The sequence below is a fragment of the Paenibacillus abyssi genome (assembly GCF_014640295.1).
GTDB lineage: Bacteria > Bacillota > Bacilli > Paenibacillales > Paenibacillaceae > Paenibacillus_D > Paenibacillus_D abyssi.
In genome coordinates this window covers 62,610-83,097 of the sequence record NZ_BMGR01000003.1, presented here as the reverse complement: position 1 = coordinate 83,097, position 20,488 = coordinate 62,610, and the positions used below count along the sequence as shown (strand labels likewise).

Below are 20,488 nucleotides of genomic sequence, written 5' to 3'. Positions count from 1 at the left end.
TGCTCCCTGTAACCGTATTTTTATCTGCACTAAGCACCGTTCCTGCAAGCCCAACCGACCGAGTGAATGAATAACCCCCGCCCCCAGGCACCCCCTTGAACAAATTTGTCTAACTTCTTTTTCGGATTGAACATTTGTAAAAACGAGATTATATCATTTGTTAGTTATACTATTTAATATAAAGTGGAATTTCCAATTTGTAAACTAATATCTTCATAAAACTGCGCTTTTTCTTCCGTATATGTAAATTTAATTGACACATTCTCCGAGTGTCCTAATGAATATCAGTAATAATATAACATATATCTTACATAATAGGATACAATCAACACTTTTTTAGAACTGTTGGATGTGTTTTGCTCAAAATGTTCAAATGGTGCACACCTAAGCGCGCAACCCCGCATACTAAGTAAGGTAGGAATGGGGGTTGAGTGCATGAAAGGAAAAAGAATCATGGTCACGGGAGGTTCGGGCTTCCTTGGTTCCCATGTTGTGGAGCAATGCAGGAAAAGAAGATGCGCTGAGCTTATCGTCCCGCGCAGTCACGTCTACGATCTTCGCGATCCATCCGTTGCCTTCCCGCTGGTAAAGACGGCGAAACCTGACATTATCATTCATCTTGCCGCATCCGTAGGCGGCATCGAAGCCAACCTGAAAAATCCGGGCGCCTTTTTCTATGACAATGCAGCAATGGGGATCCATCTGTTGGAAGCCGCACGTTTAGCGCATGTGGAGAAGGTCGTCATCTGCGGAACGATCTGTTCCTACCCTAAGCATGGAGTACTGCCTTTAAAAGAGGAAGCGTTATGGGACGGCTATCCGGAAGAAACCAACGCCCCTTACGGACTCGCCAAGAAAATGTTGCTTGTCCAGTCCCAGGCCTACCGTGAACAATACGGCCTTAATTCGATTTACCTGCTCCCGGTTAACCTGTACGGACCGCGGGATAATTTCGATCTGGAAAGCTCACACGTCATCCCTGCGCTGATCCGGAAATGTTTGGAGGCAAAAGAGCAGAACCGGGACGAAATCCATGCCTGGGGCTCGGGCAAAGCGACAAGGGAATTTCTATTCGTGGAGGATGCGGCGGAGGCCATTGCGCTGGCTGCAGAAAAATATGACGGCGGGGATCCGGTAAATATTGGAACAGGAGTGGAGATTTCCATTCGCGCGTTAGCGGAGACCATTGCCGGGCAGGTTGGCTTCACCGGCAAGATCGTATGGGATCCTAGTAAACCTGACGGACAGCCGCGCCGCTGCTTGGATGTATCCAAATCAAAGTTATTATTCGGATTTGAATCAAGGACCACTTTGGAGGAAGGCTTACAGAAGACTATTGCATGGTACAAACGAAACAGGAGCACGTCATCCGACCGAAAAACCTGAAACAATGATAAGATCGCTTTCCATCATTTCCTTTACCAGCCCTTGCAGATCATATTTCGGGCTCCAGCCCAGCTTCTGCTTGGCCTTCTGCGGGTTGCCAAGTAAGAAATCGACTTCTGAGGGACGAAAATATCTGCGGTCCACGGCGACAACCTCCCTGCCGATCTCCAACTGATAATCCGGATGATGGCAGGCCTTCACATATCCTCTCTCTTCTTCTCCCTCTCCGTTAAAGGCCAATTCCATGCCTACATGCGCAAACGCCAATCGGACAAACTCTCTGACCTCTGTAGAGATTCCTGTCGCAATCACGAAATCTTCCGGCTCTGCCTGTTGGAGGATGAGCCACATCGCTTCCACATAGTCGCCGGCATGCCCCCAATCCCGCTTCGTGTTCAAATTGCCCAAATACAGTTTGTCCTGCATCCCTAAAGCGATTCTAGATACTGCGCGCGTAATTTTCCGGGTGACAAACGTCTCGCCGCGAATGGGGCTTTCATGGTTAAACAAAATGCCGTTGCATGCAAACATGCCGTAGGCCTCGCGATAATTGACCGTAATCCAATAGGCATAAAGCTTAGCCACTGCATACGGGCTCCGCGGATAAAAAGGAGTGTTCTCCGTTTGCGGCGACTCCTGAACCAGACCGTACAGCTCGGATGTAGAAGCTTGGTAAACTTTCGTTCTCTCGATCAGGCCGAGAATCCTGATGCCTTCCAATATTCTAAGCGTCCCAAGTCCGTCCACATTAGCTGTATATTCAGGCATTTCAAAGCTGATATGCACATGGCTCATTGCCGCCAAATTATAGATCTCATCCGGGCGGACCTTATCTATCACCCGGATCAGGTTGGCAGCATCGTTCATATCCCCGTAATGCAGAAAAAAACGGCCGTTCAGCTCATGAGGATCCTCATATAAGTGATCGATCCGTTCCGTATTAAATAGAGAGCTTCTGCGTTTCAAGCCATGCACCGTATATCCTTTGTTCAGTAAAAATTCGGCCAGATAGGCTCCGTCTTGTCCGGTAATTCCAGTTATTAATGCAACTTTACTCATGGTAACCTCCTGCCATGAAACCAAATTTGCTTAATCCTTTTTCCGATGATGATTCAGCAATGTACCGTACGGGGAGTTCTTATAGGGCTTGGCGGCATAAGAAGAGCATTCACCGGCATGGCGGAATTTTTGTATTTTGTAACGGTCCCCATGCTGACAAGGAGCTCGATAGACCTCGATCTTGTGTTTGACTGCTAACAGCGACAATACGGATTGATCGTGGCGATGATCCTTGAATTCCGGAAAATTGTTTAATCCGCATTGATTCGCAATGTCAGTCAGAATGCGTTCATCGAGGCAGTAAGTCAGCCACTCCTTTACAAACGCTTTGTTTTTCTGGTTATTCATAAATAGGCAAAAAGAACCCATTAGCTGCTCCGCATTCCAATAGTCTTCGGAATCGCATTTCATCAAGGCGAAGCAGTCTCTTTTCGTCCATGCTTTATTAAGCAGATTATGTGCCCTGAACAGCATGATGCCGCCCTGGCGCTTGCAAATATCGATTAGCGGATCTAATGGCCGGATGACTTCCATCCCGGAATCGGAATAAATGATCATGTCATTTTCCTTCGCCTTGGACATGGCTTTAAAAATAATATACGGCTTCCACAGCCAATACCCGCCGCCGCGCGGCTGCTGCAGTATTTTTTTGTTCTTCTCATAAAATGAAGTGCTTGCCAGATCTTTATCCCTGATAGGAATTACCTGATCCACTCCGTATTGAAGAGCGGACCGCCGCAGCTTCTTCTGGGATTTATAAAACCGGGCTGTTGCGTAACTGACCATGAATACCATTTCCTCCACCTTCTTCACATCACAGTAAATCCAATCGTCTGCTGCTATTCCAAGGATCATAAGGCACCAGCGTTTTACTTTTGTGGGGCCTCACGAACAATTTGCATCGTTCATTTAATAAGCCGGCTGTGAAGGAAAACGTACTGTTGGAAATCGCAAGCCGGTCGCATTGGGTCAAGAAGTAATAATCGGGGTAGAAGGAGGGATCCAAGCGATCATATTTAGGTTCGGCAGGAAATTGTTTGATGAAATCGGCAGAGGTAACAGGCAAAAAACGCTTGAAATCGGATAAAACATTTTCCAGATCGTCACTGGCAATAAACAACACCGGGCTATCGAGCATCGGCCATATTGAATTCAGCCAATCGATATACCAGCTGGTTGGAACGGCGTAATTGCGCGGATGGTCTTTATATTTTAAAAAATCCCCTCTTCTCACATGAATGCCAATAATGGTTTTCCCGTTTTTTCGAAGCTCGCTCATCCCTTTGCTCACGATTGCGTGTATTTCCGGAATGGGTTTGAATAATGACCGGAACATCTTTTTGTAGGGAGCGTAGCTTCGGGTATGCATAATAAACTGCCCTTGGAGGTCTACGTTCACAAAAGGCGGTTTTTTACTCCCGAGCAGCGTTTTCGTTTTTATTTTTTTAATTTGGCTATCTTTTATAACCGAAAAATGATGCGTAATCGGCGGATCCTTGTGACCAAACAAATATTGGCCGATCCATGGAGGCGTTTCTACCCTCAAGTTAAAACTGGAAGCATAGATCCGCAAGAAGCCGTATTGAAAAACTTGATTGCCAAAGCGGCCAAACCCTCGTGTTCCCAAAGCACTCATCGTAATGGTCGGCTTGCTTTTTTTACTCACAGCACATCCCGCCTTCAATGCTAACAATCATGGTTTATGTAACCTATGATTAAAAAATAGAAGATGTGATGCTACACAAGACTATATTTACAGCTATTAGGCTTTGTTTTGCTGCCTGGTTATGAATTGTCACAGCAATAAGGAAGGCCCGGCCTACATTTTCACCGCTCACATGATATAATGTCTTCAGACGATAAGACACAGAGGATTCTGAAGGAGGAAAATCATGGGGTTTAATTTTGATCAAGTTCCAAATCGGCGTAACACGCATTCCTATAAATGGGATCAATCCGAGAAGCTGTTCGGCGACCCGGATATATTGCCGCTGTGGGTGGCGGACATGGATTTTCCAAGCCCTCCGGCGATTAAGGAAGCCTTAATCAAGCGCGCAGAACAAGGCGTGTATGGCTACACCTTCCGCTCGGAAAAATATGTGGATGCCATCATCGAATGGTACCGCAAGCGCCATGGATGGGAGCTTTCTCCTTCCTGTTTGACTGACGTTCCGGGTGTCGTAACTTCGCTTAGCTTGTGCGTAGAGCTGTTCAGTGAACCTGAGGGCGCGGTTATTCTGCAATCGCCCGTTTATTATCCATTCTATGACGTCATCAAGATGAATGGCCGCCGCGTCGCTAACAATCCTCTTCTATTGAAAAGCGGCCGTTACGAGATGGATTTCGAACATCTTGAATCGCTGATGAAGGACGGCGCCAGACTGATTCTTCTCTGCAGCCCGCACAATCCGGGAGGGCGCGTATGGGAGCCTGAAGTGCTGCAGCAGCTGGGAGAACTGTGCGAACGCTATGATGTCATCATCGTGTCCGACGAGATTCATGCCGATCTGGCTTTGCCCGGTTATAAACATGTCCCGATCGCTTCCATTTCGGAAACTTTGGCTCAGCGCACGATCACCTGCCTGGCTCCGACGAAAACGTTCAACCTGCCGGGGCTTCAATCTTCATTTGTCGTGATTCCTAATTCGGAGCTGAAACGGCGTTTCGATTACCGGCTCAAAGCGCTCAGCCTGCATATGATGCACTTTTTTAACAATGAGGCCATTACAGCGGCCTACACCGAGGGCGGACAATGGCTCGATGAGATGCTTCAATATTTACAGGGCAACGTAGACTATGCCCTTTCTTATTTGGCCGAGCACCTGCCTGAAGTTACCCCGATGGTTCCGGAAGGCACTTATCTGCTGTGGGTTGACTGTCGGGGGTTAGGAAAAGACATTCAAGGATTGAAAGAACTGATGTACAAGGGCGCCAGAGTCGCATTTAACGAAGGATCCGTATACGGCGCAGAGGGCGCAGGATTCTTAAGAATTAACCTGGCTTGTCCGCGCGCTGTCGTCGAAGAAGCGCTCCGCCGGTTTTGCGGCGCAGCCAAAGAAATAGCCAACGCCCAATGAACTTGATTAAACCGTCCGATAATCCGGACGGTTTTTCTTCTCTCTGCCGCCAATTTCCCGATCGATTGATGAGGCTGTATACATTTTTCCACTTTCTGCGCTATATTAATGATACATACTTTTGGTTACGCTTACAATAAGAGGATGGACAACATTCCGGCAAGGGAGGATGAATGGATGGGACCGTTTGCTGAAAACTTATTGAAAGACAAAGTCGTACTTATTACAGGCGGGGCTACCGGTTTGGGCCGTGCTATGGGGGAAATGTTTCTGAAGCTTGGAGCTAATCTGGCGATTGCCAGCCGCCGTGAGGACGTGTTGAAACAGGCGGCGGATGAAATGAGCCTGGATGGCAATGAAGTGTTCTATAAAAGCTGCGACGTTCGGGATCCCGCTCAAATTCATGATATGGTGGAAGCTGTCCAGCAGCATTTCGGCCGGATCGATGTACTCGTTAATAATGCAGCTGGAAATTTTATCAGCCCTACCGGGCGCCTCTCTGCGCGGGCCGTCGATGCGGTATTGAACATCGTGCTTCACGGCACCTTCTATACGACTTTGGAAGTGGGAAAAAGATGGATTGAGCAAGGAAGAGGCGGTACGATGCTCAACATCGCAACGACATATGCCTCCACAGGCTCGGCATTTGTCGTTCCATCAGCAGCAGCGAAAGCCGGTGTGCTTGCACTTACCCGGTCTCTTGCGGTGGAATGGGCCCAATATGGCATACGTCAAGTTGCGATCGCCCCAGGCCCCTTCCCGACGGAAGGCGCTTGGTCACGCCTCTCGCCCACACCTGAGCTGGAGGCGAAAATGATTAACCGCATTCCCCTGCGGCGCGTCGGCGATAAAGAAGAGCTCGCCCATCTAGCCGCTTATGTAATCTCCGACTATGCCGGTTATATTAACGGCGAAGTCATAACGATCGATGGCGGCGAGTGGCTGCAGGGCGCCGGACAATTCAACGACCTTCTGGAGGTAACCGATGAACAGTGGGACCGGCTCGCCGAAATGACCCGTAAAGGAAAATAAATAAAACGAAACGGAGCAGGTCGAATGGTTCTGGAGAAACGTTAGCGTACACCTCTATTGAACCTCAAAAAACAAGGGGCTTCCCATCGTCATCATAGATGACTTATGGGACACCCCAGTTGTCGACTGTATCGTGAAAGCTATCTAAAATCAGGCGGTATCCGTCTAGCGACACCGGTTAAGATGGCAGCCTCGATAACGGCATGCCTAACCTTCGTTACGACCTGCTCATTAAAAATACTCGGGATAATATACTGCTCGTTCAATTCCGTTCCGGAGACAACAGCCGCAATCGCACGGGCTGCGGCAAGCTTCATCGGTTCGTTGATGCGTCTGGCGCGGCAATCCAGCGCTCCCCGGAAAATACCCGGAAATACAAGCACGTTGTTGATCTGGTTCGGATAGTCGCTTCGTCCTGTAGCAAACACCCGTACGATCGGCAAGGCCGCCTCCGGATCAATCTCCGGATTTGGATTGGCCATCGCAAATACGATCCGGTCCGGCGTCATAGACATGACGTCTTCTGCGGTCAGTAGATTGCCTCTGGATACACCGATAAATACATCGGCATCCCGGATGACCTCTTTCAAGCTGCCGGGCTGGTCCTCTACCTGAGGCTGTTCGGCAAGCCAAGACCACATCGGATACGGATAGGTTCCTCCGCGCACGATGGCGCCGTCACGATCAACCGGAACAAGCCTTTTTACTCCTGCCGCAAGCAGCATTTTACAGATCGATACACCTGCCGCTCCAATGCCGTTGACGACGATACGAACCTGATCCATTCGTTTTCCAACCACTTTTAGAGCATTCAATAAACCTGCGATGACGACGATCGCCGTGCCGTGCTGGTCATCATGGAATATGGGGATGTCCAGCTCATCAGCTAGACGCGTCTCAATCTCGAAGCAGCGGGGCGAGCTGATATCCTCCAGATTAATGCCGCCGAAAATCGGGCTGATCGCTTTGATCGTGCTGATAATCGACTCCGTATCCTTCGTGTCCAAACAGATTGGAAAAGCATCCACTCCCGCCAACTGTTTAAATAACATCGCTTTGCCTTCCATTACCGGAGCGGCAGCATGCGGGCCGATATCTCCTAATCCCAAGACCGCGGTTCCGTCCGTGACAACGGCTACTGTGTTTCGTTTGATTGTCAAGGAATACGCTTTTTCAGGATTTTCGTGAATCGCAGTCGAAACCCTTGCAACCCCCGGCGTATACACTCTCGACAGATCATCCCGGTTCTTGATCGGAAGGTTGGGCTGAACAGAAATCTTGCCTCCCAGATGGACCAGAAACGTGCGGTCCGACACATTGATGAGCTGAATGCCTTCAAGCTGCTTCAATGATTCTACCACCTGCGCTTCCACGTGGTCAGCCACATGTACGGTGATGTCGCGAACAGAAGTTTCCTGGCCGGGCCGGATGACGTCAATCGAGGTGATGTCACCGCCCGCTTTGCTGATGGTGGATGCCACGTCGCCAAAGTTAACCAAAGCATGATTCATTTCAAGCCGCAAAATTATACTATTATACGCCACGCTGCTATCCCCTTTTCTACTGAAAATATGGACAAGAAGAAAACGCAATCATACTGATTAAAGACCGATTATAAAGGAAGAAGTCCGTTCGCGCAATGTTTTAATTACGCTCATTGCCACAATGTATCCTGTCTTGGGATTTCTCGCGGACGGCGTATTCTGAATTTGCAGTTGAATTCGTCCAAATTTCCCGCTTGCAGCAATTTCATGGGTATTATGCGTAACAGTCGGATCCACGATGACCTTTACCTTTGTTTCGTCAAATCCGACACCCGCCAGGCTTAACGCGGCGGATACGTTGACACTCTCAGGGAATAATCGCGCCGAATCCCGCGCCACACCCTCAAAAGCGGTATAAGGCTCTTTTAACGCTGCAAGATCGACCTGCTGTTCAACGAAGGTGCCATACCAGGCTTGCGGCGGCTTACGGGTAATGAGCGTCACTTCATCCATATCCCCTACACTGCCGGCAGCAATACGGTCCAAGCCGCCGATCGCAGCCGAGGGAACGATAATTTTACGCTGACACTCCCCGGCCACTTCCATCATTCGATTCAACAGCAGTTCGTCTGCAAAAGCTCCCACGCTAACCACAAGCAAATCCGCACCATTCACCAAGGTAAGCTCCCCGTATTTGCGGACAGCCTCATGGCCTGCGCATTCGACGACAATATCCGGCCGCTGCGAAAAAAATTGAACCTGATCTTCCGTCATTGCGTATCCATATGGATCCGATTCCTTATATTTGGATTTATCGCGAACCAAAATGGATGTTACTTCCGCTGCTCCGGCTTTACCTTGTCCGATCGCTTCTGCTACATCTTCGCCAATCGTCCCATAACCAATGATTCCAACCTTTAGCATAAATCCCTCCAGCGTCTATTGTAGTATGGTTTGCTATATTGTTATCATACCAAAATTATTGCATTTGGTATACCATAAACCGAGCCCATATGGTATAATCATTTTATACCGAACGGGAGGGATGCCTAATGCCAACTGTGACTTTTCAAACCTCGGGCAAAACCATCGAAATTGATAAAGACACCAATCTATTAAGAACGTCCATTCGATTTGAGGGCTCTGTCCCTTATAAATGTGGCGGGGGCTTATGCGGAACCTGCAAAGTAAGAATCGTGGACGGGCAAGAGAACTTGAGTAAGGTCATGAAAAAGGAAGTGGCCAGACTTGGGGAGGAAAAAATCGAGCAAGGTTTTCGCCTGGCATGCCAAACCTTCATTAACGGGGATGTTACGGTGGCATGGGGCGAAGAGGATCTCGAACGCTTGAATAAAATCGCGCAAAGACGCATCAATGCAGCGCAATAATCCGAATATGTTTTTGAAATTAGGGGCTGTCTCAAAAAGCAGATTACATCTGCCGCCTGAGATGGCCTCTTTCGTATTGTGCTGATGAGACTTATTCTATCTTGAGCCTATACAAAAAGCTGTCCCTGCAGTCATCTCAGATGACTCCGGAACAGCCTTTCCTGCTTCCTGTTGTGCAACTTTTATTGTACTTTAACAATTTTACTTTCATCATCATGATCCAATTCGTAGATTTCCTTCTCAATGTCCTCGATCGAATCGAACTTTGGAAACACTTTAAGCGGGATGCTGTTGTCCGGGAACACCTCGGAAACCCCTTGAATCACAATTCTTGTATCATTGCTTTTTATTTTGCAAATCGAGAATGTCGTTTTTTTCTTCCCGAAGAAATAATACTCGTAATCAGCTACCTTCTCCAAATTAGGATTTTCGGTAACCGTGCGGTAACGTTCTGTTGTGGTCATTAAGACAAATTCGCTCATCATAATACCCTCCACTCATGAATTTGATTTTCAATCACTCAAAACGCACAATAAGCTCAACTTCCACTGCAGCCCCGCCGGGCAAGGCGGCGACACCGATCGCCGACCGGGCGTGAACGCCCTTTTCGCCGAACACTTCGACCAATAAGTCGGAAGCGCCGTTCAACACGTCAGGAAGCTCATAAAAATCAGGTGCCGCATGGATAAATCCTTCCATCTTGACGATACTGACCACCCGGTCCAAGCTTCCGAGCGCCGCTTGCATCGTGTTCAGATGATTAATGATGCACTGCCTGGCCGCTTGATATCCTTGCTCTTTCGTTACATCCTGACCCACTTTGCCTTTGTATTTCAACAAGCCGCTGACCTTAGGCGTTACACCGCTTAAGTACAGATAAGGCGCCGCCATCGTATAAGGAACATAATTACCACTCGGTTTAGGTGGAGAATCCAATGTAATATTCAACGCTTCCAGCCTTGTTTCGATTGTTCTTTGTTCCGCCAACAAAGGTCTTCCCCCTTTGGATCAGTTGAATAACCGCGTGCTTGCGGGCTATTCCTGACGAATCTCAAGATCATCTGAGATATACAACTGGCATGCCAAGCGAAACCCTTCATTTAATCGTTCACCCAGCATTTTGTTTTCCTTCCAATTCGGCTCAGGCAGCTTGTCTGCACCGGCTAGCACTCTGACCATGCATTTTGTACACTTACCCATACCGCAGCCATACTTCAGATGGGGGAATTTTTTGATTCCTGCTAACACAACCAAGTTGCTATTCTCACTCACTTCTTGCTGGTAAACTTGACCGTTTTGATGTAATATCACATTCGGCATAAAAGACCTCCATCTGCAGCATGACCTAGATCAATACGGCGCGCTTATTCTTTATTCAGGGCCTCTAAATAGGCCTTTTTGGCATTTTCTACATGAATCTTGGTGAAATTCTCTGCCAACTCCGCTTCGCGATCGCGAACCGCCTTTGCCAGATCGCGATGCTCCTCCATTGCTTTTCGCATCCGACCTGGAAGCTCATAGCCTAAATGAACAAATGCACGAATGTAATCCGATAATCCGTCCAGCATCTGCGTCAGCCGCGGGCTCTGGGTGGCACGGCATATTACATCATTAATTTTGAAATGAAAGTGCCAATGCTCCTGCTCAAAATTAGGCTGGGCGAGCGCATGATCGATCTCTTCGATGATCTGCGTTAGCTCCTCACGATGATTGGCTTCGGCTTTATGCGCGGCCAGCTTCATCGCCAAGCTTTCCAAAGCGGAAAGAATCGTGAAAATCTCGATTACTTCCTCTGGCGAAAGCTTGGATACGACGACCCCTTTACGCGGAAGCGTTTTTACGAAACCTTGTGACTCAAGGCGGAACAATGCTTCACGAATCGGCGTACGGCTAACATTCAATTGATCCGCCAGCTCACGCTCGATAATTCGTTCACCTGATTTATAGACGCCTTGGACAATGGCTTGTTTTATATATTGATACACTTTATCTCGAATAGGACTTAGTTCTTCATCTTTCCAAATAATTGGCGTCTCCGGCATCTGGTATACCTCCGATTGTTGTTTTTCTTAGTTTAATGCATCTGTCGATAATTGTACAACAATCAAAACTCAGGGCAGCCATTTGCCGAATAAGCTCGATTAACCCAAGACCAGCGCTCCATAACCCATTGCCAGACAGATCACGATACCTGGATGAACCTTATATTTCTCCAGAGCAATCAAGCTGACGAATGCCAGTAAGGCAGTTTGAACAATGCCGGAGGATTGATAAGCAGTCATGAAAAATTGAAGCGCCAGTATACCCATCAATACGGCAACGATCGGCCTTACAATCTGCGTCATCGCCACAACCTGGGGCGACGTCTTGAATAAATGAAGGAACTTGAACAATAAGATCATTGCGACCGCAGTCGGGACAATCGTTGCAAAGAGCGCTACTAATAGACCGGGAATTCCTGCGACCTGATAGCCGATGTAACCGCCAAGCTTCGTCGCGATCGGACTGGGAAGCGCGTTGCCGAGCGCCAGCACATCACCGAACTGCTGCAGGCTCATCCATTGATAACGGTCAACCACCTCGGCCTGCAGCAAAGGAATAATCGGCGGCCCCCCGCCGTAGCCCAAAATATTGGATACAAAAAATGCCCACAAAATCTCCAGTAACGTCATGCTGAAAAACCCCTATCCGAATCAACATGCTTTTGCTTCTTCCGTTTTCTTGAAATGGCAGTCGCCTCGATAAATGCGTAAGCCAGCGCAATGCCAATCAGCAAGCCCGGATTCAGGTTCAAAAGCATCAGGGCCGCAATCGCGATCACGGTCCATATGACCGTTTTGCTCTTTACCCAGCTCCCCCAGGCTTTCTTGAAAAACTCATAAGCGAGCACAGCCATCATGACACCGATAACCGGTTGAATGCCTTGGGTGATTCCGTTAACAATACCGGTGTTTTTTAAATTATAAATAAAACCAAGAAGTAAAATCATAGCTGCCAGAGAGGGGACCACCATTGCCGTAATCGCGATTGTGGCGCCGAGCGCCCCCTTCACCTTATAACCGATATAACCGGCCATCTTCGTCGCGATTGGCCCTGGCAAGGCATTCCCAAGCGCTAATACGTCAGTGAACTCGTCATCGGTTACCCATCCGTATTTCTTGACTGCTTCGGCATGGACTAGGGGGATCATCGTAGGTCCGCCGCCGTAGCCGAGAAGTCCAATCCGCAAAAAACCAACGAACAGCTTCCAATATTCCATGTTCCCCCCCTATCCGGAAAAGCATCGATCCGATTATTTTTTAATGTCTGCTTGTGTCATGACTTCATATTCACTGCCCAGATAGTTTTGCAGCGCCTTAAGAGCTGCTGTTCCTACCGCTGTGTCCTGTTCCCCGTTACCACCGCTGACGCCTACACCGCCGACGACTTCGCCGTTTACTACGATCGGGAATCCGCCTACGAAAATCGCGAACTTGCCAGGCATCATCACATGAATGCCGAAGGCTTCGCCGGTGGTCGTTGCCGGACCGCCAGGCTGATTGAACAAATGGGTCGACCGTTTGTGTCCTCCCGCGGTGAAGGCTTTGGCAATCGCAATTTCCGGGCCTGTTATGCGTGCGCCATTCATGCGTTCCATCGCAATGACATATCCGCCGTCATCAACGATACAGATCGTTTCCAGCGCATTTGCTTCCTCTGCGGCTTTCTTCGCCGCCTCGATCATCACTTTTGCTTCTTCCAATTCCAATCTCATAACCGATTTCATAGAAGTCCTCCGTACCTAAGTGGCTTAATATTAAAATTTGATGGTCTGTGTGCCGTGATAAACGGTTTTTTCTTGCAAATAAAAATCTAGCGCTGCCCTTCCGGATTCCCGATAGGTTGCCGTACTGGACATTTTAACGCCTCCGAAAGGAGCGTTTAGCGCATTGCCTGTCGTCGGACGATTAATTTTTACGACGCCCGATTGAATGTTATGAATAAAATATTGCGCCCGGTTCGGATCCGCTGTACAGATCGAAGCGGATAAGCCGAATTCCACGTCATTAGCGATCTCCATCGCTTCTTGGAAGCTGTTTACGCGAATGATCGAGATCACCGGACCGAAGATTTCTTCCTGTGCAATGCGCATCTTAGGTTTAACATTCGTGAATATTGCCGGCCTTACATAATATCCGTTTGTATAATCGCCCTCGCTGAGCCGCTCTCCTCCATATACCAGCTTGGCACCTTCCTGCTGGCCGATTTCAATGTAGGACAGCACATTGTTCAATTGGCTCTCGTTGGCCAACGGCCCAACCTCTACGCCTTGGCTGAGTCCGCTGCCAACGCTCAATGCTTTGGTCTTTTCGATCAATTTCTCCACGAATCGGTCATGCGCTTCCTCCATGACGATCACTCTGCTGGTACCCGTGCAAGCCTGGCCCGTCAGTTCGAACCCGCCTTTGATCGCCAGCTCTGCCGCCTGATCGATATCGGCATCCTCCAGCACGATGAGCGGATTTTTACCGCCCAGCTCAAGCTGAACCCGGGTGGAGAGGCGAACCGATTGGTTGATCTTCTCTCCTGCGCCTGTCGAGCCTGTGAACGTGACCGCTTTAATTGCCGGATGTGACACAAGCGGCTTCCCTGTCTTCGATGCCGAGCCGGTTACAAAATTGATGACCCCTGCAGGCAAACCCGCGTTATGCAGCGCCTCTACCAGACGATAAGCAATTAACGGCGTATCCGATGCCGGTTTAAAAACAACAGTGTTGCCGGTTGCCAGAGCGGGAGCAATCTTGCGTACAGGAATCGAGATCGGGAAATTCCAAGGTGTAATAACGGTCACTACGCCAAGCGGCTCTTTTTTCGTATATACGAATGTTGTCGGATCATCAGAAGGCAGCGTATCGCCGGATACATTCAATCCTTCTGAAGCATAATACCGCAGCGTCTGTGCAGAGCGCTTCACTTCCATCTTGCTGCTCGCAAGCGTCTTGCCTTCCTCCCTGGTCAATTCAGCAGCGTACTGCTCCAAGCCGGCTTCCAGCAAATCCGCAGCTTTGTAGAGGATTTCCGAACGTTTGCTTGGTGAAACGGAGCGCCAGGACTGGAATGCGCGTTCCGCAGCTTCGATCGCTTCCACCACATCTTCTTCTACCGAGGCCTGAAAACGGGCGACAACTTCCGATACATTTGCCGGGTTTATACTGTCGAACGTTTCTTTGCTTGCTGATTCCACCCATTCGCCATTGATCAAGTTTTTGAAGGTTTGTACTGCTGTTTCTACCGCCATGTCAATCCCCTTTCTCTGCAAAGGCAAAGCTTTGGCTAAACCAATTCCCGAGAAGTTATTTCCCGGGAATTAGTTTTTACTTCTTATATTCGTTCATTATTTACCGCAAAACTCACGGGAGATAGCCGCAATGTACATTCTGCGCATTTTTGTCGCTTCTTCAACGATTTGAATACAACGCTGCTGCTCTTCCGGTGTTCTTGCATATTCCAATACGATCTGATAGCCACGCTCGCCGTGGATCTCATCGGATACGATATGAAGATCGAAAAATTCTACTTCCTCATCCGTGAAGCCATAATGCTCACGAAGGGTTGGGGTTTGTCTGCGATAAATCGCAGGTACTTGAGATTCAAGGCCGACAACAAGAGCCGCTGTGGCATACAAATAATTTTCCTTGAACGCCATCCGGTAACACCAGGATTGAAGGCCAATCGTTTCCGGCAGCAGATGATCCATCGAAACGATCCGCTCACGAGTCGTTCCGCAAGCTTCACCAAAACGGATCAGCAGATCTGTATGGCGGTCGCCACCGAGTTCTTCCTCCCACATGTTCTGAAGCAAGAAGTCTCTTGCGTCCTCATGCGGACAATTAGCATACACATAAGCCAAATATTCAGCAAAAGGACCAACGTATGCGTAATGCTGCTCCACCCATCTGGCAAAATGTTCTTTCTTCAGTTCACCGTTAGCCCACATTGTCGTGAAAGGAGCTTTGGCAACGGCATTACCCTCAATCGCCTGTTCCAATGCCCGGCGGAATTCCTCTTTGTTCATCAAACTAGGTTTGGTTGCGGTTTGTGTCATTTTAAAACTCTCCTCTCAAATATATAATAATTTGTAATGAAAACTTTTTTAGTTTTGGTATATTGTATACCAAATTTCTTTATGAACCTATTATCTCTTAGCTTAGGCTTGTTTGTCAACCTGCAATTTTTAAAATAATTAGCAGAACCATAGACATCAGCAGGAACGTTAATGTAAAGGGAGCGTTCCAATTGGACACCTTATACGCGCTGCTTTTCGTCAGGCTCGCCATCATGGCCGCTGTCGCGTTATACGGTCCCATTAAGAACGCCGCTGCAGCGCCGGTCAGCATAGCGATCGCCGTTAGCTCAACAGATACGCCAAGCGCTTGCGGATTCATCGATTCCGCCGTCAAAGCGAGCGCGACTGCAGGCTGCAGTCCCAGGAATGCAAGTCCAAATGGGATAAGCGGTATTAACAGAATAAACAGCTCTGCCCCGATCACATTTTTAACCATGCCCAGCGTTTCATTGATGACATGGCCTGCACCGGTGCCTTGAATCGCTGAGATCATAAATCCGGCGCTCAGAAAAATGAAGAATTGATCCTTCATATGAAGAAGATGCTCAGGAAGCTTCTTCTTTGCTGCGCGAATGAATCCACGCCCTTTGCTGAGCAGCAAGGACCAGACAAATGCGTAAGGAATAACAAGCAGTGTAACAATTAGCAGAAATCCGATATGTGCTGTGCTCTCCAGCATGGATATAAGCCCGTTGAAGATCAAAATCGCCAGCAGAATCTGAATCGGATGACTCGCCTTTTCTTTATTCAACTGCTGGACTTGCAATTCCACTGCACTCTCTCGCGCTGCAGAAACCTCGCTCATTGCCGTTTGTCCTAATTGCTTCTGGCGTCGTTTGGCATTCCAATGCGCCATCAAGCAATCCACTGCAACGCCAAGCAAGCTAAATGGAATGACGATCGGTAAAATATGGCTCCATTTGACCCCAGTCATTTCCACAACAATGCCCACGATAGGCGTCACTGGCGTCCATAAGGTCGGCATACTGTAGCCGTGAGTAATCGAGCGGCTCAAAAATCGTTCCTTCTGGCCGATCGGATAGAGATCGACCGATGGACGCATCGTATGATACATCATCGGCAGCGCAGCGAGGTTCATAAAAGAGCTCGATACAAACGACAAGAATGAAGTTATGGTATACAGCAATCCGGAATGTTTCACTCTTTTTTGAATAATCGCTTGTACTCGTACCGCATACCGGCCCAGCTCTATCGGAATAGCAATTAATGGTATTAAAGCAAACAGGCTTAATACATTCATCATTCTGCCAAATCCAAGGATATAGCTATGCCATGCCGCTCCATAGGTTACGAGCAGCGAAAGGCCAATCGCCAGCATAAGGGTACCCAGCACCTGTACGAATCGTTTGGCGAAGCGGAATACCGATATGACAATCAATACAGTTATAATAGAAAGAAGCCAATTCAGGATGACGCTCGGGTATAACGCAGAACAGAGATAGGCAACAATCGCTGCTAGGAATAAGATCGGCAGCATTAGGCTTACAACACGTCTTTGACAGCCCTCGTCAAGCGCTCAAGAGCAGTTTCCACGATTTCCTCGCCGATTTCCCGGCTCGCTTTTGTTGCATCGCCTAAGTTGCCGTTAAGCGTCATTTCCTCATAAAAATAGAAGCCCTGCAGCGGATTGCCGGGACGCAGCTTTTTCCATCTGCCCGTTTCTTGAATATCGCCCTTGGCCAGCTTATCGGTCCGTACCAGATGCGGCGCCAAATAGAGCGCTTCGGACACCTCACGGTCGCAGCTGTGGCCGTAGAGCTTGGATTCAATACGCCGATCCATGACATCCTTGGCGGATGCAGTCGTCTTGGCATAATAAAATTCAATGTTAAGCTCTCTTGTCAGCACATCGGCCGCAACGCCAAGCGTTGACTGATTACCGCCATGGGAATTTAAAACTAGAAATTTCTCGATTCCATGCTGCTTCAATGATTTAATCATGTCGCGCAAAATAGCGATCAAGGTGGATGGCTCCAGCGAAATCGTGCCTGGAAAGTGAATATGATGGGATGATATTCCCATATTAATCGTAGGCGTCATCACCGCCTCCGGATACAGCTTCTCCGTTAAGCGTTTTCCCATTTCCTCGGCCAGAACGGCGTCGCAGCTTTCGACCATATGCGGACCATGCTGCTCATGAGCGCCAAGCGGAATAATTGCAATTTTGACGGTCTTTAGCGCTTCTTTAATTTCAAGCCAAGTCATTTCGGTTAATATATACGATGCAGGCATATTCAAGCTCCCTCCCTCTCTTTTGTTATATGGCCTTATGGTCTATTGTATACCATATTTAACAAAAAAGTCATAGATTAAGCTCATAATCTACTTTGTATTTGTCGAATAATCAGGTATGATCTAGTTAGATGTAATTGAGAATACAATGATAATAGGAAAGAAGATGAAGGCAATGATGCACCATATTCACTATTTGGATAAAAAGTCGGTGGACTACTTATCTGAAAAGTTAACCAATCATTACTTAACCCATCCGGAATATAACGAAATCGTTGTCGTTGGCGTCGGCACGAATCGTTACTCCGGAGATGCGCTTGGCCCAACGGTCGGCAGTATTTTGCAGGCACAATTCAACGATAACCGCCAGATCCGTATTTTCGGCACGTTAGAGAGGCCTGTCCATGCACTGAACCTTAAGAAAACATTGACCTACATTGCCAAGAAGCACAGCAGAGCTTATGTCATCGCGGTCGATGCTTGCCTGGGACAGTATTACAAGATTGGTACGCTCCAATTAGTCGAGGAGCCGCTCGCTGCAGGAATCAGCCTGAACAAGGAGCTTCCGCCGGTCGGACAAATTCACCTCAAAGGCATTGTAAACAACCATGGTCCGTTAAATCATAAGGTGCTGGAGCACACCAGCCTTACCTTTGTGAACGAGATGGCCGAAGTCATCAGCCGGATTATTGCGAAATCGATTCAAGAAGTGGTGCCGAATCTGATTCCTGCTCAGATGCCGGGTGATCAGGCAACCAACCAAACCTCTTAGTCAGCTGACCTGCCACCCGCATCACGCCAGTTACCTTACCAGATCAAGATTGCGATAAGTGTGGAGACGGCAAGTCCGATGATGACCGGCAGGAAGTTTTTGCGGGCCAGATCAATGGCTGAAACCCCTGCAAAGCCGGCAACAGCCACAAGCGAGGACCAAGCTATGATCGTTCCTCCACCAGCCCAGATCGCACCCATCTGACCAATCGCAGCCAGTGTGGAAGGATCCATATTAACAGCTGGAGCGAGCGCGCCCGAGAGTGAACCTGTTAACGGGAGTCCGGAGAAACCCGAGCCGTCCAGACCGGTTAAGATACCGATAATCAAAATACCAAATCCGGTAATCAAACCGTTGGAAGGAATCGAATTCTGGATGGAAGAAACGAGATCAAACAGGAAATTCGGTGCTGCCGCGCCTTCAGCGACGGACAAGATGCTGCCGGAGAAATCCGAATTGCCCAAGAAGAAAAATCCGGCGATCGGGATAACTGGCCCCATTGCTTTAAAGGCAAATACGAAGCCTTCAGTAATGTGGTCGCTGATCTTATCAAGCGCATGAACTTTGCTGAATGCGATCGATGCAAGAATCAGCAGGATAACCGCCACGCCGCCGATAAATGCGGCTCCATCCCCGCCTTCAAAGCTTCCCAGTCCGGTTCCGCCGAACTTACTGATGATCATGACAATCATCACACCGAGCATGGACAGAGGTACAAGCATAGCAAACAGCTTCGACCATTTGAGCAAGGATGGTTCAAGTGTCTCCACAGCTGCAGCAGCTTCCGCGTACTCCACCGATTCTGTCTCCTTAGCCGACTTCACGCTTGTAATCTCTTGGACTACAGAATCGGAAGTCACCACTTTGCGAATCGCTTTACGGTTCATTAAGTATGCCCCGCCAATCGCAACTCCACCGGTAATGAGCGATAACACCAATGCTTTGTCAGCAACTGCGCCTGTCGCTACTCCCGCCCCGGTTGCGCTCAGCATCGGAGCTACCTGCATGATGTAGTCGGAAGACAGCGCCATACCTTGACCGGCCATGGCAATAGCCATCGCCGCCCCCATAGGCGGCAGTCCAGCGCGGATCGCCGCAGGAATCAGAAGCGCTCCGAGCAAAGGAACCGCAGGCGTCGGCCAGAAGAAGAGCGAGATCACGAATGTAATGCCAGCAAGTAAGAAGAAAGCGATATGACCGTTAACGAAAAACTTCTGAATCGGTTGGAGCATCCGCCGGTCTGCACCGAGGTCGCGAAGTGAAGCCAGGAGCGCCACCATGAAGGTGATGATCAAAAAGATCGTAAACAGCTCTCTGGCAGCGGTCAAATTGGCATTATATACCGATTTAAATCCGCTAATCACATCGCCTGAATAAATCCAGCCGATTAAGAAGGTCCCGATTAATGTCGGAATGACGACGCCTCTTCGAAATAGCATGACCAGTATTACACTTACTGTCACTAAAGCGTACATAACATGTGATAAAGTAATCATCCGTATCCCTCAACCCTTCTAGTATTTTTGCCTACGAACTGAATTGTAGCATACTTTTTTTTCCGTGAATAGAGTTTTGGTGTTTGGTATACAATTATTTTTAATAAAACGTTAATATGTCTGCGCTTTCATTCTGTTTACTTCTAGTTAATAGCATAATACAACGCTTACATTATTGAAAAGTAGTAATTATTAGTCGATTTTTCATGATTACGTTTCCATTTTTTATGTGTTATATTTAGTGACATATTCATTGATTTACTGCTTATCTTCATTGTAATATCGCTTCATTTCATAGATTTCCCCTGTAATTAGGATGCTTTTGTAAAATCAACCTTAAATCTATACTTAATTTTGGTATATTGTATTCAATAGTGTTTTATTCAAGAGGAAAACCCTCCTTCCACATGATATTCCCCATGGGTCCAGAGGGTT

22 protein-coding genes are annotated in these 20,488 nt (G+C 48.1%); 5 read left to right on the top strand and 17 right to left on the bottom strand.

Translation table 11 applies throughout. The features are described 5' to 3' along the window. The first annotated feature begins 435 nt into the window (after window positions 1–435). Window positions 436–1,386, top strand: a complete 951-nt coding sequence (locus IEW11_RS05035) for a GDP-L-fucose synthase family protein (RefSeq protein ID WP_229724963.1) — start codon at window positions 436–438, stop codon at window positions 1,384–1,386. On the opposite strand, the gene gmd is transcribed toward IEW11_RS05035, so the two are convergent. From gmd to IEW11_RS05020, 3 genes are read right to left on the bottom strand one after another with little or no spacing between them, the layout of a single operon-like run. Next, window positions 1,366–2,445: a GDP-mannose 4,6-dehydratase gene (gene gmd, locus IEW11_RS05030; RefSeq protein WP_188529629.1), complete on the bottom strand. Its 1,080-nt coding sequence runs from the start codon at window positions 2,443–2,445 to the stop codon at window positions 1,366–1,368. The two genes, IEW11_RS05035 and gmd, sit on opposite strands and share 21 nt — an antisense overlap. A 30-nt stretch (window positions 2,446–2,475) precedes the next feature. Then, window positions 2,476–3,231: a hypothetical protein gene (locus IEW11_RS05025; protein WP_188529627.1), complete on the bottom strand. Its 756-nt coding sequence runs from the start codon at window positions 3,229–3,231 to the stop codon at window positions 2,476–2,478. A 28-nt stretch (window positions 3,232–3,259) separates the two neighbouring features. Then, window positions 3,260–4,111, bottom strand: a complete 852-nt coding sequence (locus tag IEW11_RS05020; RefSeq protein ID WP_188529625.1) for an alpha-1,2-fucosyltransferase — start codon at window positions 4,109–4,111, stop codon at window positions 3,260–3,262. A 226-nt stretch (window positions 4,112–4,337) separates the two neighbouring features. Between IEW11_RS05020 and IEW11_RS05015 the strand changes: the two genes are divergently transcribed. Both IEW11_RS05015 and IEW11_RS05010 read left to right on the top strand, forming a co-directional pair. Beyond that, entirely contained in the window at window positions 4,338–5,522 is a 1,185-nt protein-coding gene (locus IEW11_RS05015; protein WP_188529623.1) for a MalY/PatB family protein, read from the top strand. A 177-nt stretch (window positions 5,523–5,699) separates the two neighbouring features. Then, window positions 5,700–6,554: an SDR family oxidoreductase gene (locus tag IEW11_RS05010; RefSeq protein WP_188529621.1), complete on the top strand. Its 855-nt coding sequence runs from the start codon at window positions 5,700–5,702 to the stop codon at window positions 6,552–6,554. Between the two features lie 140 nt (window positions 6,555–6,694). On the opposite strand, the gene IEW11_RS05005 is transcribed toward IEW11_RS05010, so the two are convergent. Together IEW11_RS05005 and nadX are read right to left on the bottom strand one after the other, a co-directional pair. Beyond that, a complete protein-coding gene (locus IEW11_RS05005) occupies window positions 6,695–8,098 on the bottom strand; it encodes an NAD-dependent malic enzyme (protein WP_188529619.1) in 1,404 nt (467 codons plus the stop codon). Window positions 8,099–8,155: 57 nt separating this feature from the next. After that, entirely contained in the window at window positions 8,156–8,962 is an 807-nt protein-coding gene (gene nadX / locus IEW11_RS05000; RefSeq protein ID WP_188529617.1) for an aspartate dehydrogenase, read from the bottom strand. A 128-nt stretch (window positions 8,963–9,090) separates the two neighbouring features. Here nadX and IEW11_RS04995 point away from each other — a divergent pair, with 128 nt between their 5' ends. Beyond that, complete coding sequence (locus tag IEW11_RS04995) at window positions 9,091–9,426, top strand: 2Fe-2S iron-sulfur cluster-binding protein (RefSeq protein ID WP_188529615.1); 336 nt, start codon at window positions 9,091–9,093, stop codon at window positions 9,424–9,426. A 182-nt stretch (window positions 9,427–9,608) separates the two neighbouring features. Here the strand turns inward: IEW11_RS04995 and IEW11_RS04990 are convergent, their stop codons facing one another. From IEW11_RS04990 to IEW11_RS04940, 11 genes are all read right to left on the bottom strand, one after another. Beyond that, window positions 9,609–9,908, bottom strand: coding sequence for a hypothetical protein (locus IEW11_RS04990; RefSeq protein ID WP_188529613.1), 300 nt, complete (start codon window positions 9,906–9,908; stop codon window positions 9,609–9,611). Between the two features lie 34 nt (window positions 9,909–9,942). Next, window positions 9,943–10,413 (bottom strand): RidA family protein, encoded by a 471-nt coding sequence (locus tag IEW11_RS04985; protein ID WP_188529611.1) that lies wholly within the window; start codon window positions 10,411–10,413, stop codon window positions 9,943–9,945. 48 nt (window positions 10,414–10,461) lie between these two features. Then, window positions 10,462–10,746: a 2Fe-2S iron-sulfur cluster-binding protein gene (locus IEW11_RS04980; RefSeq protein WP_188529609.1), complete on the bottom strand. Its 285-nt coding sequence runs from the start codon at window positions 10,744–10,746 to the stop codon at window positions 10,462–10,464. Window positions 10,747–10,790: 44 nt separating this feature from the next. After that, window positions 10,791–11,468: a GntR family transcriptional regulator gene (locus tag IEW11_RS04975; RefSeq protein ID WP_188529607.1), complete on the bottom strand. Its 678-nt coding sequence runs from the start codon at window positions 11,466–11,468 to the stop codon at window positions 10,791–10,793. Between the two features lie 99 nt (window positions 11,469–11,567). Beyond that, a complete protein-coding gene (locus IEW11_RS04970) occupies window positions 11,568–12,098 on the bottom strand; it encodes a chromate transporter (protein ID WP_188529605.1) in 531 nt (176 codons plus the stop codon). Then, entirely contained in the window at window positions 12,095–12,685 is a 591-nt protein-coding gene (locus IEW11_RS04965) for a chromate transporter (protein WP_188529603.1), read from the bottom strand. Before IEW11_RS04965 ends, IEW11_RS04970 begins: the two co-directional genes overlap by 4 nt. Before the next feature lie 33 nt (window positions 12,686–12,718). Further along, the gene (locus tag IEW11_RS04960; protein WP_188529602.1) at window positions 12,719–13,192 is read right to left on the bottom strand and encodes a GlcG/HbpS family heme-binding protein; all 474 of its coding nucleotides are present in this window, start codon (window positions 13,190–13,192) and stop codon (window positions 12,719–12,721) included. A 30-nt stretch (window positions 13,193–13,222) separates the two neighbouring features. Beyond that, entirely contained in the window at window positions 13,223–14,704 is a 1,482-nt protein-coding gene (locus IEW11_RS04955) for an aldehyde dehydrogenase family protein (RefSeq protein WP_188529600.1), read from the bottom strand. 96 nt (window positions 14,705–14,800) lie between these two features. After that, window positions 14,801–15,511 (bottom strand): iron-containing redox enzyme family protein, encoded by a 711-nt coding sequence (locus tag IEW11_RS04950; RefSeq protein ID WP_188529598.1) that lies wholly within the window; start codon window positions 15,509–15,511, stop codon window positions 14,801–14,803. Between the two features lie 115 nt (window positions 15,512–15,626). Next, a complete protein-coding gene (locus IEW11_RS04945) occupies window positions 15,627–17,030 on the bottom strand; it encodes a hypothetical protein (protein ID WP_188529596.1) in 1,404 nt (467 codons plus the stop codon). A gap of 5 nt (window positions 17,031–17,035) precedes the next feature. Continuing rightward, a complete protein-coding gene (locus tag IEW11_RS04940) occupies window positions 17,036–17,785 on the bottom strand; it encodes a creatininase family protein (protein ID WP_188529594.1) in 750 nt (249 codons plus the stop codon). Between the two features lie 175 nt (window positions 17,786–17,960). On the opposite strand from IEW11_RS04940, the gene yyaC reads away from it, so the two are divergent. Continuing rightward, window positions 17,961–18,557: a spore protease YyaC gene (gene yyaC / locus IEW11_RS04935; protein ID WP_188529592.1), complete on the top strand. Its 597-nt coding sequence runs from the start codon at window positions 17,961–17,963 to the stop codon at window positions 18,555–18,557. Between the two features lie 35 nt (window positions 18,558–18,592). On the opposite strand, the gene IEW11_RS04930 is transcribed toward yyaC, so the two are convergent. Then, on the bottom strand, window positions 18,593–20,053 hold the full coding sequence (locus tag IEW11_RS04930; RefSeq protein WP_188529590.1) for a hypothetical protein: 1,461 nt from the start codon (window positions 20,051–20,053) through the stop codon (window positions 18,593–18,595). Window positions 20,054–20,488 lie beyond the last annotated feature (435 nt).